The organism is Luteimonas sp. KH_071, assembly GCF_057838005.1.
The window spans coordinates 2,703,371-2,718,435 of sequence record NZ_CM174458.1 but is presented as its reverse complement, the minus strand read 5'-3'; the positions used below and the strand labels follow the sequence as shown (position 1 = coordinate 2,718,435).

The 15,065-nt window shown below is 67.3% G+C and carries 14 protein-coding genes; 10 read left to right on the top strand and 4 right to left on the bottom strand.

All coding sequences use genetic code 11. The features are described 5' to 3' along the window. Positions 1-175: 175 nt before the first annotated feature. The 3 genes from AC3IRM_RS12455 (at position 176) to AC3IRM_RS12445 (ending at position 2,824) form a co-directional block, all read left to right on the top strand. The gene (locus AC3IRM_RS12455; RefSeq protein WP_489203453.1) at positions 176-1,249 is read left to right on the top strand and encodes an OmpA family protein; all 1,074 of its coding nucleotides are present in this window, start codon (positions 176-178) and stop codon (positions 1,247-1,249) included. A gap of 245 nt (positions 1,250-1,494) precedes the next feature. Further along, complete coding sequence (locus AC3IRM_RS12450; RefSeq protein ID WP_489203452.1) at positions 1,495-1,995, top strand: hypothetical protein; 501 nt, start codon at positions 1,495-1,497, stop codon at positions 1,993-1,995. Between the two features lie 58 nt (positions 1,996-2,053). Further along, the gene (locus AC3IRM_RS12445) at positions 2,054-2,824 is read left to right on the top strand and encodes a pseudouridine synthase (RefSeq protein WP_489203451.1); all 771 of its coding nucleotides are present in this window, start codon (positions 2,054-2,056) and stop codon (positions 2,822-2,824) included. On the opposite strand, the gene AC3IRM_RS12440 is transcribed toward AC3IRM_RS12445, so the two are convergent. The 4 genes from AC3IRM_RS12440 to tdh all read right to left on the bottom strand — a co-directional run bounded on the left by AC3IRM_RS12440 (position 2,784) and on the right by tdh (position 6,708). Beyond that, positions 2,784-3,179: an HNH endonuclease gene (locus AC3IRM_RS12440; RefSeq protein WP_489203450.1), complete on the bottom strand. Its 396-nt coding sequence runs from the start codon at positions 3,177-3,179 to the stop codon at positions 2,784-2,786. The genes AC3IRM_RS12445 and AC3IRM_RS12440 overlap by 41 nt on opposite strands. A 148-nt stretch (positions 3,180-3,327) precedes the next feature. Further along, positions 3,328-4,521 carry a glycine C-acetyltransferase gene (kbl, locus tag AC3IRM_RS12435; RefSeq protein WP_489203449.1) on the bottom strand — a complete coding sequence of 398 codons (1,194 nt, stop codon included), beginning with the start codon at positions 4,519-4,521 and terminating at the stop codon, positions 3,328-3,330. A gap of 31 nt (positions 4,522-4,552) precedes the next feature. Continuing rightward, entirely contained in the window at positions 4,553-5,608 is a 1,056-nt protein-coding gene (locus AC3IRM_RS12430) for a hypothetical protein (protein WP_489203448.1), read from the bottom strand. Positions 5,609-5,673: 65 nt separating this feature from the next. Further along, complete coding sequence (tdh, locus tag AC3IRM_RS12425; protein ID WP_489203447.1) at positions 5,674-6,708, bottom strand: L-threonine 3-dehydrogenase; 1,035 nt, start codon at positions 6,706-6,708, stop codon at positions 5,674-5,676. 237 nt (positions 6,709-6,945) lie between these two features. Between tdh and AC3IRM_RS12420 the strand changes: the two genes are divergently transcribed. The 7 genes from AC3IRM_RS12420 (at position 6,946) to AC3IRM_RS12390 (ending at position 15,017) form a co-directional block, all read left to right on the top strand. Further along, entirely contained in the window at positions 6,946-9,033 is a 2,088-nt protein-coding gene (locus tag AC3IRM_RS12420; RefSeq protein ID WP_489205919.1) for a S46 family peptidase, read from the top strand. Between the two features lie 169 nt (positions 9,034-9,202). Beyond that, the gene (locus tag AC3IRM_RS12415) at positions 9,203-9,847 is read left to right on the top strand and encodes a histidine phosphatase family protein (protein WP_489203446.1); all 645 of its coding nucleotides are present in this window, start codon (positions 9,203-9,205) and stop codon (positions 9,845-9,847) included. Then, on the top strand, positions 9,844-10,296 hold the full coding sequence (locus AC3IRM_RS12410; RefSeq protein WP_489203445.1) for an energy transducer TonB: 453 nt from the start codon (positions 9,844-9,846) through the stop codon (positions 10,294-10,296). The genes AC3IRM_RS12415 and AC3IRM_RS12410 overlap by 4 nt, the downstream gene beginning before the upstream one ends. Before the next feature lie 14 nt (positions 10,297-10,310). Then, positions 10,311-11,582, top strand: coding sequence for a bifunctional tetrahydrofolate synthase/dihydrofolate synthase (gene folC / locus AC3IRM_RS12405; protein WP_489203444.1), 1,272 nt, complete (start codon positions 10,311-10,313; stop codon positions 11,580-11,582). Positions 11,583-11,637: 55 nt separating this feature from the next. Next, positions 11,638-12,651 carry an SPOR domain-containing protein gene (locus tag AC3IRM_RS12400; protein ID WP_489203443.1) on the top strand — a complete coding sequence of 338 codons (1,014 nt, stop codon included), beginning with the start codon at positions 11,638-11,640 and terminating at the stop codon, positions 12,649-12,651. Between the two features lie 72 nt (positions 12,652-12,723). Continuing rightward, on the top strand, positions 12,724-14,190 hold the full coding sequence (gene purF, locus AC3IRM_RS12395; protein WP_489203442.1) for an amidophosphoribosyltransferase: 1,467 nt from the start codon (positions 12,724-12,726) through the stop codon (positions 14,188-14,190). After that, complete coding sequence (locus AC3IRM_RS12390) at positions 14,187-15,017, top strand: ferritin-like domain-containing protein (protein WP_489203441.1); 831 nt, start codon at positions 14,187-14,189, stop codon at positions 15,015-15,017. The genes purF and AC3IRM_RS12390 overlap by 4 nt, the downstream gene beginning before the upstream one ends. Positions 15,018-15,065 lie beyond the last annotated feature (48 nt).

Sequence of the window (15,065 nt, the reverse complement as noted above, 5' to 3'; positions counted from 1 at the left end):
CAAACCAAAGCCCGGATGAATACCCGGCAGCGGCATGTAGGACGCTTACAACCGTTATGTTAGTGTTAACAACGTCTTCACGCTGCTGACTTTAGGCTATGTGCAAGGCGTGTGCGTTTGACGCCTCAACCCGATGCCACGACGCATTCCCCCTTATTTAAGGAGCTGAACAAAAATGAACAAGAAACTCCTCTGCGCCGCGCTGCTCGGCGGTCTTGGTCTGGCGGGTCACGCCAGCGCCCAGGAGTTCGACGACCGCTGGTACCTCACCAGCTCGGCCGGCTTCAACTTCCAGGCAAATGATCGCCGCACGGACGACACCCCGTTCGTCACGCTGGGCATGGGTAAGTTCATCAGCCCCAACTGGTCGGTCGACGGTGAGCTGAACTACCAGAACCCCGGTTTCGACAGCTCGGTCGAAGGCGCCAACAACGACCTGAACTGGAGCCAGTACGGCATCTCGGTCGATTTCCGCTACCACTTCATCTCTGAAGGCCGTGGCTGGAACCCGTACCTGCTGGCCGGCGTTGGCTACCAGCGTTCGGAAGAAGAGTTCGATGCGTTCCCGAGCACGAATTCGCCGGGTCAGCGCGAGGAAGGTAACTTCGCTGCCAAGGTCGGTGCCGGTCTGCAGACCACCTTCGACAAGCGCGTTGCCGTCCGTGCCGAAATCGCCTACCGCGCTGATTTCGACGACAACAGCGTCGCTGCGAACGGTTCGCGTGATTGGGCGGGCTATCCGCACAACTCGGAAGAGAGCTACTTCGGTGACGTGATGGCTTCGGTCGGCGTCGTGATTCCGCTCGGCCCGCCGCCGGCTCCGCCGGCTCCGCCGGCGCCGCCGCCGCCGCCGCCGGCTCCGGCCCCGGCTCCGGCTCCGCCGGCTCCGATCACCATCGATCTGAATGGTGTCAACTTCGACTTCGACCGTGCGACGCTGCGTCCTGACGCGGTGGCAATCCTCAACGAAGCCGTCGAGATCCTGAAGCGTTACCCGGAGCTGCGCGTTGAAGTCGCTGGTCACACCGACTCGGTCGGTACCGACGCCTACAACCAGCGTCTGTCCGAGCGTCGCGCCAAGGCGGTCTACGACCACCTTGCCAGCAACGGCATCATGTCCGACCGTCTGGTGGGTCCGACCGGTTACGGCGAGAGCCGTCCGATCGCGCCGAACACCAATGCTGATGGTTCGGACAACCCGGAAGGCCGTGCGCGCAACCGCCGCACCGAGCTGAACGTTCAGAACTAAGAACGTCCGGTTGTAACACCAGAAAGCCCGGCCTCGTGCCGGGCTTTCTGTTTGTGGGGCTCTGGATGTGTTTCGCGACCCGATACTCGATGCGAGTGCGGGACATTTCCGCAGTCGCCGGCACCGGTCCTGGGGGATGCGCTGATCAGGCATCAGCGTGAATGCGCGGATGCACATTTTTTCCTTGTGTGGCGTGTACTTGCCGCCTACACTTCAGGCCAATTCGACCTCGGGGATTGTGTCTCATGCGTGCCTTGTTTCTGTTGCCCTTGCTGGCACTGCCACTCGCCGGCCATGCCGCCGACTGCAGCACTCTCGACACTCGCACCGCGCATCCGGTCCAGGCAACCGTGCTCGAGCCGGTTTCGCCCGAACTTGCCGCACCGACGTACCGGCTCGGTACCAGCGCAGTGCTCGCCCGCGCCTACGACGAAGCGCAGTCCGCGGAGCAGGTCGTGCTGCGTCTCGAGATCGAGAAGTGCCAGAACGTCGCGATGGCAGCACCGGCTGCCGGCGCTGTCAGCGCCAATGATCCGGCCGCGTACGTGAAGCAGACCGAGTTCGACAACACGCCTTACCGGTTCAACATGACCCAGGGCGGCAAGCGCATGACCGCCGACGATTTCGATGCATGGATCAAGGCCAACGGCTACACGGTCGGCAGCCGTCGCGCCGATACAAGTGCGCCGGCTGCACCTGCAGCGGTGGACACCGCGCCTCCCGGCGAGACACCGCCCGTCGAATGATCGGCGCGTCGTTCTGCACAGACGACATCACGACGGCCCGCGGAAGCGGGCCGTTCGCATGTCGAGGACTCGCGTCTTGAAACGCATCGTACGTCCGCCGCGTTATGGCCTTGCGCGCGTGCTGTCCAAGCGTGGGCTGTGTTCGCGCAGCGAAGCCGAGCGTCGGGTTCGACAGGGGCGTGTGCGGGTCGCAGGAAGGATCGTGCGGGATCCGGAATTCCCCGTGGCACTCGAAGACCGCGACATCGTGCTCGATGGCGACGCGGCGCGCGCGACCAGTCATCACTATCTCGTGCTCAACAAGCCTCGCGGTCTGGTGACTACTGCACGCGACGAGCATGGCCGCGACACGGTCTATCGATGCTTCGATGGCGCGGAGTTGGGTTGGATCGCGCCCGTCGGCCGGCTCGACAAGGCCAGCGAAGGCCTGCTGCTGTTCACCAGCGATCCGGCTTGGGCCGCGCGCGTGACCGATCCGGCGCAGGGACCACAGAAGACCTATCACGTACAGGTCGACGGGCTGCCCGATGACGCGCTGCTCGAAGCGCTGGTGCTTGGCGTCGACGATGCGGGGGAGCGCCTGCAGGCCGCGTCCGCACGCATGCTGCGCCATGGCGAGCGCAACGCCTGGCTCGAGATCGTGCTCGACGAGGGGCGCAACCGGCAGATCCGTCGACTGCTCGCTGCGCATGATCTGGGCGTGCTGCGGCTGGTACGCGTCGCGATCGGCGATCTCGTGCTGGGCGATCTGGCCAAGGGCGCGTGGCGTCCGTTGACGGCCTGCGAAATCAGCGCCCTGGCGCCGCCATCGGATCCCGCCACCGGCTGAGCCGCGTGGCGAGCAAGGCTGCAACGACTTCGCGTGCTCGTACGTCGCCGGGCCCCCGTGCGTCGTGACCCTTGCCCTTGTCGTGATTACAGCGTGCGCAGGCGAGCGCGAGGTTGCGTGAATCGTCCGCATCGTCGCCGACCTGCGCGGTCAATGCCGCCGCGGCGCGTCGACCGAACCAGGCCTGTGGCACCACATGTTCGAGTGTCGCGAGCCCCAGCGGCTCGCCGTCGTCGCGTACCTGCAATGCGCTGCGGCAATGCAGGCAACGCGTCGACCAGATGCCATTGTCGAGAACGGCGAGGGCATCGGTCTGCGCCGCGTGCAGCAGGCGCCGTCGCAGTGCGGCACGCATTGCTCAGAACCTGATCAACGTACGCCGCGAGCGCAGCCAGGTGGCGCGGGGCGGAGCGGAGAAAGCGCAGCGTAGGTTGAAGTACGTGCGCATTTCGAGCACCGCACGCGCGCCAGATGGTAAGCGCAGCAGGACGTTGGACACGTTTTCAGGCCTTCAGCACGCCCAGCTCATGCCCGATGCGGGTGAAGGCATCGATCGCGCGGTCCAGGTGTTCGCGCGTGTGCGCGGCGCTGATCTGGGTGCGGATCCGCGCCTGCTCTTTCGCGACGACCGGGAAGAAGAAGCCGATCGCGTAGATGCCTTCTTCGAGCAACCGTTCCGCGAAGCGCTGCGCGAGCTTGGCGTCGTAGAGCATCACCGGACTGATCGGATGCACGCCGGGGCGCACGTCGAAGCCGGCGGCGGTCATCTGCTCGCGGAAATAGCGGGTGTTCTCGACCAGCTGCGTGCGCAGGTCGCCGGCGGCGTCGAGCATCTCGAACGCCTTGATACCGGCGGCCACCACGTGCGGCGGCAGCGAGTTCGAGAACAGGTACGGGCGTGAGCGCTGGCGCAGCAGTTCGATGACCTCGCGCTTCGCGGTGGTAAACCCGCCGAGCGCGCCGCCCATGGCCTTGCCGAGCGTGCCGGTGACGATGTCGATCTTCTCCAGCACGCCTTTCACTTCCGCCGAGCCGCGACCGGTTTCGCCGAGGAAACCGGTCGCGTGGCATTCGTCGATGTGCACGAGCGCGTCGTACTTCGAGGCCAGCGCGGTGATCTCGTCGAGCGGCGCGATGTAGCCGTCCATCGAGAACACGCCGTCGGTGGTGATCAGGATCGTCTGTGCGCCGTCGGCCCGCGCCTGCTTCAGCTGCGCCTCGAGATCCGCCATGTCGCAGTTCGCGTAGCGGTAGCGCTTGGCCTTGCACAGACGCACGCCGTCGATGATCGAGGCGTGGTTGAGCGCATCGCTGATGACCGCGTCGTGTTCGCCCAGCAGCGGCTCGAACAGGCCGCCATTCGCGTCGAAGCACGCGGCGTAGAGGATGGTGTCTTCCTTGCCGAAGAAGTCCGCAATGGTCTGTTCGAGTTGCTTGTGCAGATCCTGCGTGCCACAGATGAAGCGCACCGACGCCATGCCGAAGCCGTGCGTGTCGAGTGCGTTCTTCGCCGCGGCGATGATGTCCGGATGGTCAGCCAGGCCCAGATAGTTGTTGGCGCAAAAGTTCAGCACCGTGCGGCCGTCCTCCAGCGTGATCTCGGCCGACTGCGGGCCGATGATCACGCGCTCGGACTTGAACAACCCGGCGTCGCGGATCTCGTCGAGGGTGTCGGCGTAGCGCTGGGTATTGGACATGTCGGGCGCCTTCTGATTCGGGCCCGTAATTCTACTTGGAGCGTCTGGCGGCTGTGTTGCGAAGCTGTTCGAGCCATGCGGTCCAGGATGTCTCGAGCGCGTCCATGCTGCCAGGCAGGCCGTGGCCTACGCCCTCACGCGCGAGCCAGTCCTCGAACGTGGCGCCACCGGCGATGGCGATGCTGATCGGTGCGAGGATCCGCGTGTCACCGCTGGTTTCGGTGAGGAAATAGCCCAGCAGCACCGACTGCCCGTAGAACGTATCGAGACCGGGAAAGTCCTCACTTCCGCCGACCGTCACCATCTGTACGCCCGACGCGGACTTCGGTCCGCGCGCAAGTGCGCTTGCCAGTGCCGTCGAACGGACTGGATGTTCCGACGCGACGAAATCTGCCAACGACGGTGTCGATCGCGGATTGCGGTTGGCAACGCCTAGGAACATCGCAGCGTATTTCGCTTGGCTCTCAGGGCCTTCCATCAGAATGGCGGACGCTTCGTCCAGCCAGTCGGGCGCCGGCGTGCCGTATCGCTCATCGCGCGTTCCAATCGCGTCTGGCCAGTAGAGCGCGGCATACATCGCGTGACCCACTTCGTGCCGCAGCGTGCTCTCGTCCTGTGTAGCCGCGCCTGCGAGCGCACGCTGGATCTGCGCACGTGGCAGGCCGGACTGGCGCAAGGCGCGTTCGGTCATGGCGCGGTTGGCGCTTGCCGGCAACCAGACCTGCCCGAATTCCAGTCCGTGCGTTTGTGCGAACTCGCGGGCGACCAGCGGGTCGAACGTCGCGCTCAACACGAGTGCGCCGGTCGGCGCGCGTCCGAAGTAGCCTGCGAATCGCTGGGCGGCGTCGCTCAGTGCCCGTGCTGCGCCGCTGGCCTCTTCTTCGCTGTCGGCGTAGGCCAGACCATGCGGCGTCGCGATGCAGACGGGGGCCGGCGGCACGTCTACGTCAGGGCAGGTGGGATCGCTTGCGGCGATAGCCGTTGTGGCCAACAGGCAAGCGGACAGCAGACACAAACTGGCGATACGCATTTGAACCTTCCCTGGTAGAGGGCGCGGCTTGGCACCCGATGGGTCGGCGCCCGACACACGTGTCAAAGCGCTGCTTGCTGGTCCATCAGCTGGCGTTGCGCCAGCCGACAGGCCACCCGGCATCAACGCCAGTCGAGCACCACCTTGCCAGACTTGCCCGACTCCATCAGGTCGAATCCCTTCTGGAACTCGTCGGCCGGCAGCTGGTGGCTGAGCACCTTGCCGAGCGGGAAGCCCGACAGCACGAGCTGGGTCATCTTGTACCAGGTCTCGTACATCTTCCGGCCGTAGATACCCTGCACGGTGAGGCCCTTGAAGATGATCCGGTCCCAGTCGATGCCCGCGCCCTTGGGCAGGATGCCGAGCAGCGCGACCTTGCCGCCGTGGTACATGCAGTCGAGCATGTCGTTGAACGCGACCGGGTTGCCGCTCATTTCCAGACCCACGTCGAAGCCCTCCATGTGCAGGTCCTTCATGACGTCCTTGAGCGAGGTGTTCGACACGTTGACCACGCGCGTGGCACCCATGTCGGCGGCGAGCTTGAGGCGGAAGTCGTTGACGTCGGTGACCACCACGTTGCGCGCGCCGATGTGCTTGCAGATGCCCGCGGCCATCACGCCGATCGGACCGGCGCCGGTGATCAGCACGTCCTCGCCGACGACGTCGAATTCCAGCGCGCAATGCGCGGCGTTGCCGTAGGGATCGAAGAACGCGGCCAGTTCGCTCGGAATCTGGTCGGGGATCGGCCACAGATTGGTCGCCGGCATCACCACGTATTCGGCGAACGCGCCGTTGCGGGTGACGCCGATGCCGACGGTGTTCGGACACAGGTGGGGGCGGCCTGCGCGGCAGTTGCGGCAGTGGCCACAGACCAGATGGCCTTCGGCGGACACGCGCTGGCCGACGGTGTAACCGGTCACCGCCGAACCCAGCTCGACGATGCGGCCGACGAACTCGTGGCCGATGACCAGGCCCGGCGTGATCGTGCGCTGGCTCCACTCGTCCCACAGGTAGATGTGCAGGTCGGTGCCGCAGATCGCGGCCTTCTCGACGCGGATCAGCACATCGTTCGGGCCCGGCGCCGGCACCGGCACCTCCGCCATCCAGATGCCCTTGGTCGCGTCGCGCTTGACCAGCGCCTTCATTGTCTGGGCCATTGTGTCGTGTCTGCCGGTGGCGGAAAGAGCCGGCGATTATACGGGGCGCTCCCGTCGCGGCCGTGCTGCACCCGCACGTCAGCCAGCCGGCGTTGGCCTGCGCCGGACCGGCGGGTTGGCTAGACTTGGCCCCCCGTCACGATCCACAGGACCACCATGCGCCATCCGTTACTGGCCACGACGCTGCTGGGCGTCTTCTTCAGTTGCAGTGCGCCGGCGGTGATGGCGGGCGAGGGCATGTGGGTGCCGCAACAGTTGCCGGACATCGCGCCGGCGCTGCGCAAGGCCGGGTTGAAGCTGGATCCGAACCGTCTGGCCGATCTGACCGGCGACCCGTTGGGCGCCGTGGTCTCGCTGGGCGGCTGTACCGCGAGCTTCGTCTCGCCGCAGGGCCTGGTGCTGACCAACCACCACTGCGCCTACGGCGCGATCCAGCTGAATTCGACCCCCGAGAACAACCTGATGCGCGACGGCTTCAATGCCGCGGCACTGGGCGACGAGATTTCCGCCGGCCCGAATGCGCGCATCTACGCCCTCGACAGCATCCAGGACGTGACCGCCGAAGTCCGCGCCGCGATCGACGCCGCGCCCGATGGCCTGGGCCGCACGACCGCGCTCGACACGATCGAGAAGACCCTCGTTGCGCGCTGCGAGGCCGATGCCGCGTACCGCTGCCGCCTGTACAGCTTCCTCGGCGGCAACAGCTACCGGCTGTTCCGCAACCTCGAGATCCGCGACGTGCGCCTGGTCTACGCACCGGCGGGCGGCATCGGCAGCTTCGGCGGCGACGTCGACAACTGGATGTGGCCGCGCCACACCGGTGACTTCGCGTTCTACCGCGCCTACGTCGGCCGCGACGGGCGGCCGGCCGAGTACGCCGAGGACAACATCCCCTATACCCCGCAGCGTTTTCTGCGCCTGGCCGACAAGCCGCTGCGCGAAAACGATTTCGTTATGGTCCCCGGCTATCCGGGCCGCACCAGCCGCTACGCGTTCGCCGACGAATTCTCCGAAACCATCGCCTGGCGGTATCCGCAGATCGGCCGTCATTACCGCGCGTTGATCGATCTGGTCGAAACGCGTGGCAAGGCGGATCCCGAAATCGACGTGCGCTACGCCAGTGCGGTGCGCGGCTGGCAGAACACGCTGAAGAACTACGAGGGGCAGCTGCAGGGTTTCGAGCGCATCGGCGCGCTGGCGCGCAAGCAGTCCGAGGAAGCGGCGGTACTCGAGTGGCTGCGCAGCCGTGGCGATGACGGCGCAGCCGCGCTCGATGCGCACGCGAAAATCGTCGCGCTGGAGGCGCAGGCCAAGGCCACGCGCGAGCGTGATCTGGTGCTGTCGCTGCTCGACAACAGTGGCCTGCTGTCGACCGCCAATCGTCTGTACCGGCTGTCGATGGAAAAGGAAAAGCCCGACGCGATGCGCGAGCAGGGCTATCAGCAGCGTGACCAGCCTGCGATCGAAGGCGGCCTCAAGCAGATGGACCGTCGCTTCGTGCCGGAGATGGATCGCGAACTCACGCGCTATGCGCTGCTGCAGTACATCCAGCTGCCGCCCGAGCAGCGCATCCAGGCGATCGATACCTGGCTGGGCGGCAACGACGCGGCCGCGATCGATCGCGCGCTCGATCGTCTGCAGCGCAGCACCCTGGGCAACAGTGATGAGCGTCTGAAGTGGTTCGCGGCCGACCGTCACGAATTCCTGCGCAGCCGCGATCCTGCGCTGATGTACGCCGCGGCGGTGACGCCGGAACTGCTGCAGATCGAACTCGCGGCCAAGGCCCGCGCCGGCGACCTGCTGCAGCTGCGTCCGACCTATCTGCAGGCCGTCGCCGATTACCGCGCCGGCCGCAAGGAGGCCGTGTATCCCGACGCCAATTCGTCGCTGCGCATCACCTTCGGCAATGTCGTCGGCTACACCAATCTCGCCGGCGCGCAGCAGACGCCGTTCACGCGTCTGGAAGAGATTCCGCCCAAGGCCACCGGCACCGAACCTTTCGATGCGCCCAAGGCGCAGCTCGACGCGATCGCCGCGCGTCGCGATGGCGGCCTGGCCGATCGTCGCCTGCGCAGCGTGCCGGTCAACTTCCTGTCCGACCTCGACGTCACCGGTGGCAATTCCGGCTCGCCGGTGCTCGATGCCGATGGTCGCCTGACGGGTCTGCTGTTCGACATGACCTGGGAAGCCGTGGTGTCGAACTGGGTGTTCGACCCGGCGATGACGCGCACGATCTCGGTCGACCAGCGCTACATCCGCTGGGTGATGCAGGAAGTCGATCCCGCGCCGCGCCTGCTGCAGGAAATGGGCGCCTCGGCGCGCTGAGGCATCTCGTCGCGCTGCCGGCGAATGCGCCGGCGGCGCCGTGCATCCTGCGCAGCACGCGGGCGCGTTCGCGCCTGCCGGGAGACGGGAGACCGGGGCGCTGCGGCGCCGCCCTCCCGTAAACTGTGCCGCCGGCATCGCCGGACGTCCCCATTCGAGGAATCGCGCGATGAGAATCCTGCTCGCCCGCCACGGCGAAACGCCGTGGAACGCCGAAGGCCGCTACCAGGGACAGGAAGACATCCCGTTGTCGGACACCGGTGAGCGTCAGGCCACGCTGCTGGGCGCGCGTCTGGCCGATGTCCGTATCGATCGCGCGGTCGCTTCGCCGCTCTCGCGCGCCGATCGCACCGCGCGGCTCGCACTCGGCGCGGCGCGGGCGTCCACGCTGGCCACGGATCCGGGCCTTGCCGAAATCGCCCACGGCACCTGGGAAGGTCTGCTGGCCAGCGAAATCCGCGAACGCGATCCCGACCGCCTGGCCGCCTGGCGCGACGCGCCCGATACCGTGCAGATGCCCGGTGGCGAATCGCTGCAGCAGGTGTTCGACCGTGCCTGGCCGGCGTTCGCGCGCGCTGTCGACGGCCTCGGCCCGGATGACACGGCGTTGATCGTCGCCCACGACGCCGTGAACCGCGTGATCCTGTGTCGCGTGCTCGGCATTCCGCTGTCGCGGCTGTGGACGTTCCGCCAGGCACCGACGACGTTGAATCTGCTCGAAGGTCCGGACGTCGATCATCTCGATGTCGTGCGCCTCAATGATTGTGCGCATCACACCGCGTTCTTCGGCGAGGCGGTCCATCGGGCGTTATGAGCAGAAAAACGCCAGCTGTCGCAACGCTATGCGTTGGCGCCTTGTTGGCGGCGGCGGCGCCGCTTGCGGCATCGTCATACGACATCGGCAGCTGGGTGGAAGCGAGTTATCGTTGCGGCGCGTTTCCTGAGGTTCCGCAGGGCCGTGACTCTCGGGATGATCGTGCGTTGTCTGCGACTGCCGACGTCGAGATCGACGCAAGCGGCCGTTTGTCCGGCGTGGAACTGATCGACTCGAGCGGTTCCGATCGCTTTGATCGCAGCGTCGTAGAAGCGATCCGTACCTGGCGGTTCGCACCGAGGATCAAGGAAGGACGTCCGCAGCCGACTTCACTCCGGTTCCGCTTCGATCGATCGCCTGGGCGTCGTGAGACGGTGGCGACCACGGTCGGCATGCCGAGAGGACGCGATTTCCAGCTGCGACCCCAATCTTGCGATGCCGCGCCCTGAAACCGGATGTACCCATGGCTGCTTCCCACCTGAAAGACTGGCTCGCGCGCATCGAAGCGCGCCACCCGACCGAGATCGAGATGGGTCTCGACCGCGTCGGCGCTGTGTACGCGCGCATGGGCTGCGGGCGTCCCGCGGCGCAGGTGATCACGATTGCCGGTACCAACGGCAAGGGCTCGACGGTCGCGTTCGTCGAGGCGATCGCGCGCGCGGCGGGTTGGCGCGTGGGCGCGTACACCTCGCCGCATCTGCTGGCCTACAACGAGCGTGTGCGCATCGATGGACGCGATGCCGACGACGCCGCGCTGGTGGACGCGTTCGAGGCCGTCGAGGCCGCGCGTGGCGACACACCGCTGACCTATTTCGAGACCGGGACGCTGGCCGCGCTGTGGCTGTTCGCGCGTGCGGGGCTGGATCTGGCCGTGCTCGAAGTCGGCCTCGGCGGCCGGCTCGATGCGGTCAACATCGTCGAGCCAGACGTCGCGGTGATCACCACGGTTGGGCTCGATCACCAGGACTGGCTCGGCGATGACCTCGAAACCATCGGGCTGGAAAAGGCCGGCATCGCGCGTGCGTGGAAGCCGTTGATCGTCGGCGATACCGATCCGCCCGCGAGTGTGTTGCGACACGCCTATCGCATCGGCGCGGTCGCGGTCCGCGGCGGTAGCGATTTCCTGTACGCGCCGACGGATGAGGGCACCTGGACTTGGCGGGAAGTCGGCTTCGAAGTCGAGCTGCCGATGCCCGCATTGGCAGCGCCGGTGCAATTGCGCAATGCGGCGGTGGCGATCGCCGCGATCCGCGCGCTGGATCGCGATCTCGACGATGCAGCGCTCGCATCCGGGATCGCCGGCGCGACGGTGGCCGGCCGTCTGCAGCGCTTCGAGCGAGCCGGCGTGGAGATCGTCGTCGATGTCGCGCACAACCCGCAGGCGGCACAGGCGCTGGCCGACTGGCTGATCGCGGCGCCGGCGAATGGCCGCACCTTGGCGGTGTATGCCGCGCTCGTGGACAAGGACGCTGCCGGGGTGGCCGAGGCGCTCGCGCCATCGATCGCGCACTGGCATCTGGCGGGATCCACCGTCGCCGGCGCGCGCGGGCAGGACGCTTCAGTGCTGCACGCACGCCTGTCTGCCGTGCTGAAGGACGGTGTCAGCGAGCACATCGACGTCGAGACGGCGCTGGCCGCTGCATTCTCCGGGGCCGCCCCCGGTGACCGCGTGCTGGTGTTCGGCACGTTCCACGCCGCCGCGGCCGCCCTGCAGGTGTTGCAGGGCAGGCGTTAAGAAGCAGGGCGGTACGGCGCGTATAATTTGCGTGGCACCCGTGTCCGGATCCCGCATGTCGCCTGCATTGAAACAACGCCTGATCGGCGCCGCCGTGCTGATCGCGCTCGCGGTCATTTTTCTGCCGATGCTGATCAAGGGCCCGGCGCCCGCGAGCGGCCTCCCTGACATGTCCTTCGACGTACCCGATGCGCCGAACGGCGACTACAAGACCGTCGACCTGCCGCTGATCGCGCCGCCACCGGCGCGCGCGGGCGGTGCACTGGCCGGCGTACCGTTGTCGGAAGCCGCGCCCGCCGCGCCCGCCGCCACACGTCCCGACGGCAGCGCGCTGCCGACCGTGGACACCGCCGAACAGGACAACCCGCTGCCCGCGACCGTCGCCGGCGGCGGCTACGCCGTGCATTACGCCGCGTTCGCCAGCGAGGCCGATGCCGAGGCGATCCTGCGCCAGCTCGGCGAGTCCGGCCTGCGCGGCTACCGCGAAGGCTTCACGCTCAACGGCAAGCCGGCCCAGCGCGTGCGCCTGGGGCCGTATGCCAACCGTGCCGATGCCGAGATCGTCCGCGTGCGTGCGGCGCAGGTGCGCGATGACGTGACCCCGCGCGTGGTCGCGCTCGACGCGGGTGCCCGACCGGACGTGCCGCGCCCGGACACACCGGCGCCGGCTGCACCGGCTGCCTCGCGTCCGACTGCCGCGCAGACGCCCGCGGCGCCGACCACCGAACAGCTGCCAGACACCCCACCGGCGCGCACGCCGCCGGCGCAGACCGCGCCTGCCGCGACGCCAGCGCCGCCGGCGCCGGCCCCGGCCGCAGCGGCACCCACCTCCGGCACCAGTTTCGTCGTGCAACTGGGCGCCTTCAGCAATGCGGCCGAGGCCGACCGTCTGCGCGATCGTCTGCGAGGCGCCGGCATCACCGCGTTCACCGATGCGGTCGACACCGACAAGGGCCGCCTGACCCGGGTCAAGGCCGGTCCGGTCGCGACGCGCGGCGAGGCCGACCAGCTCAAGACGCGCGTCCGCAGTGCGGTGGGCGTCGACGGCATGGTCCGCTCGCACCCCTGACCGGCGCCGCGCAGTCGTCCCACACTTCATACCGGCGCGTCCGCGCGCCTCAAGCAGAACTGGAAATCGAACATGTGCGGGATCGTCGGGATTGTCGGAACCTCTGAAGTCGCAGCCGCGTTGTACGACGGCCTGACGGTGCTGCAGCACCGCGGGCAGGACGCCGCCGGCATCGCCGTCTCCAGCGGCACCGTGATGCGCGTGCACAAGGGCAACGGCCTGGTGCGCGACGTGTTCGACACCAAGGCGATGGATCTGCTGCAGGGGCGCGTGGGCATCGGCCACTGCCGCTATCCCACCGCCGGCAGCGAGGGCCACGACGAGGCGCAGCCGTTCTACGTCAACTCGCCTTACGGCATCGCGCTCGCCCACAACGGCAACCTGGTCAACACCGACCAGCTGCGCCAGCAGGTGTTCGAAACCGACCGCCGCAACGTCAACACCGATTCGGATTCCGAAGTGCTGCTCAACGTGTTCGCGCATGAGCTGGACCGCGAGAAGGCGCTGACGCCCGAGGCCGCGTTCCGTGCCGTCGAAGGCGTCAACCGCCGCGCCAAGGGCGGCTACGCGGTGGTCGCGACGGTGCTGGGCCTGGGCCTGATCGCCTTCCGTGATCCGCACGGCATCCGGCCTCTGGTGCTGGGCAAGCGCGAAACTGCCGAGGGCACCGAGTACGCGGTGGCCTCGGAGTCGGTCGCGCTCGACATCCTCGGCTTCGAACACCTGCGCGACGTCGAGCCGGGCGAGGGCATCGTGATCACGCCGCGCGGCGAACTGCATCACCGCGAGTGCGCGCCGCAGCAGCCGCATGCGCCGTGCATCTTCGAATATGTGTACTTCGCGCGCCCGGACTCGATGATCGAGAACATCTCGGTGCACAAGGCGCGCATGCGCATGGGCGTGACCCTGGGCGAGAAGATCCTGCGGCTGCGCCCCGACCACGACATCGACACGGTGATTCCGATTCCGGACACCTCGCGCGACGCGGCGCTGGAGATCTCCAACACGCTCGGCGTGAAGTACCGCGAGGGCTTCATCAAGAACCGCTACGTCGGTCGCACCTTCATCATGCCGGGGCAGGGCGAGCGCGCGAAGTCGGTCAAGCGCAAGCTCAATCCGATCCCGCTGGAATTCCGCAACCGTGTGGTGCTGCTGGTCGACGATTCGATCGTGCGCGGCACCACGTCCAAGCAGATCGTGCAGATGGCGCGCGATGCCGGCGCCAAGAAGGTGTATCTCGCCTCGGCCGCGCCGCCGGTGCGCCACCCGAACATCTACGGCATCGATATGCCGTCGGTCGACGAGCTGGTCGCGCACAACCGCACCGAAAAAGAGATCGAGGCATTCCTCGGCTGCGACTGGCTGATCTATCAGGATCTCGCCGATCTCGAAACCGCCGTCGCCGGCCCGAAATTTCCCGAGCGCCGGTTCGACAGTTCCTGCTTCAGCGGTGAGTACGTCACCGGCATCGAAGCGGGATACTTCGAGCGCCTGCAGCAGCTGCGCAGCGACGACGCGAAGAAGAAGCGCCGCGCGTGAATAAGGCCGTGGTCGCGGATGCCGCGGATCTGTTCGCGGCTGCGCGCCACTGCCTGGATGCGTGCGATCCCGATGACAAGATCGCGCTGACCGGTGCCTACGCGCGCCGGTTTCGCGAGGGCGCGCTGCCGTTCGACGCGAACGCGCCCGCCCCCGAACCGATCGGCATGCCTGGGCGCCCCGAACGTCCGAAACTCGTGCATCCACGCGAACTGCCGCGCCGCGGTTTCGGCAGTGACGAAGGCCGTGCGGCCTTCATCCATGCAATCGCACACATCGAACTCAACGCGATCGATCTCGGCTGGGACGCGGTCTATCGCTTCCGCGACCTGCCGGACGCGTATTACGCCGACTGGGTGTCGGTCGCTGCCGACGAGGCGCGGCATTTCGTGCTGCTGCGCGATCGTCTGCGCGACCTCGGTTTCGACTACGGCGACTTCGACGCGCACAACGGCCTGTGGGAGATGTGCGAGAAGACCGCGCACGACGGCATGGCACGCATGGCGTTGGTGCCGCGCGTGCTCGAGGCGCGCGGGCTGGACGTCACGCCGGGCATGATCGTGAAGCTGCGTTCGCTCGGCGATCTCGAGACCGTCGGCGTGCTCGAAGTGATCCTGCGCGAGGAAGTCGCGCACGTCGCCGCCGGCAGCCGCTGGTTCCGCTGGTTCTGCGAACGCCGCGGCGTGCAGCCCGAATCGACGTTCCGCGACCTGCTGTCCGAGTACGCGCGCGCCGTACTGCACGGTCCGTTCAATATCGACGCACGCGCCGCGGCGGGATTCAGCGAAGAAGAGCTCGCGGCTTTGCAGGCCATAGCCGAACGCTGACGCTTCGTGTAGGAGCGCGCTTGCGCGCGAAGGGCTGTTCCGGTCCTG

What these genes read in the sequence shown, in the direction of transcription:
- AC3IRM_RS12455 (WP_489203453.1), top strand. Translation starts at nt 176, where the DNA reads ATGAACAAGAAACTCCTCTGCGCCGCGCTGCTCGGCGGTCTTGGTCTG.
- AC3IRM_RS12450 (WP_489203452.1), top strand. Translation starts at nt 1,495, where the DNA reads ATGCGTGCCTTGTTTCTGTTGCCCTTGCTGGCACTGCCACTCGCCGGC.
- AC3IRM_RS12445 (WP_489203451.1), top strand. Translation starts at nt 2,054, where the DNA reads ATGTCGAGGACTCGCGTCTTGAAACGCATCGTACGTCCGCCGCGTTAT.
- AC3IRM_RS12440 (WP_489203450.1), bottom strand. Translation starts at nt 3,179, where the DNA reads ATGCGTGCCGCACTGCGACGGCGCCTGCTGCACGCGGCGCAGACCGAT.
- kbl (WP_489203449.1), bottom strand. Translation starts at nt 4,521, where the DNA reads ATGTCCAATACCCAGCGCTACGCCGACACCCTCGACGAGATCCGCGAC.
- tdh (WP_489203447.1), bottom strand. Translation starts at nt 6,708, where the DNA reads ATGGCCCAGACAATGAAGGCGCTGGTCAAGCGCGACGCGACCAAGGGC.
- AC3IRM_RS12420 (WP_489205919.1), top strand. Translation starts at nt 6,946, where the DNA reads ATGTGGGTGCCGCAACAGTTGCCGGACATCGCGCCGGCGCTGCGCAAG.
- AC3IRM_RS12415 (WP_489203446.1), top strand. Translation starts at nt 9,203, where the DNA reads ATGAGAATCCTGCTCGCCCGCCACGGCGAAACGCCGTGGAACGCCGAA.
- AC3IRM_RS12410 (WP_489203445.1), top strand. Translation starts at nt 9,844, where the DNA reads ATGAGCAGAAAAACGCCAGCTGTCGCAACGCTATGCGTTGGCGCCTTG.
- folC (WP_489203444.1), top strand. Translation starts at nt 10,311, where the DNA reads ATGGCTGCTTCCCACCTGAAAGACTGGCTCGCGCGCATCGAAGCGCGC.
- AC3IRM_RS12400 (WP_489203443.1), top strand. Translation starts at nt 11,638, where the DNA reads ATGTCGCCTGCATTGAAACAACGCCTGATCGGCGCCGCCGTGCTGATC.
- purF (WP_489203442.1), top strand. Translation starts at nt 12,724, where the DNA reads ATGTGCGGGATCGTCGGGATTGTCGGAACCTCTGAAGTCGCAGCCGCG.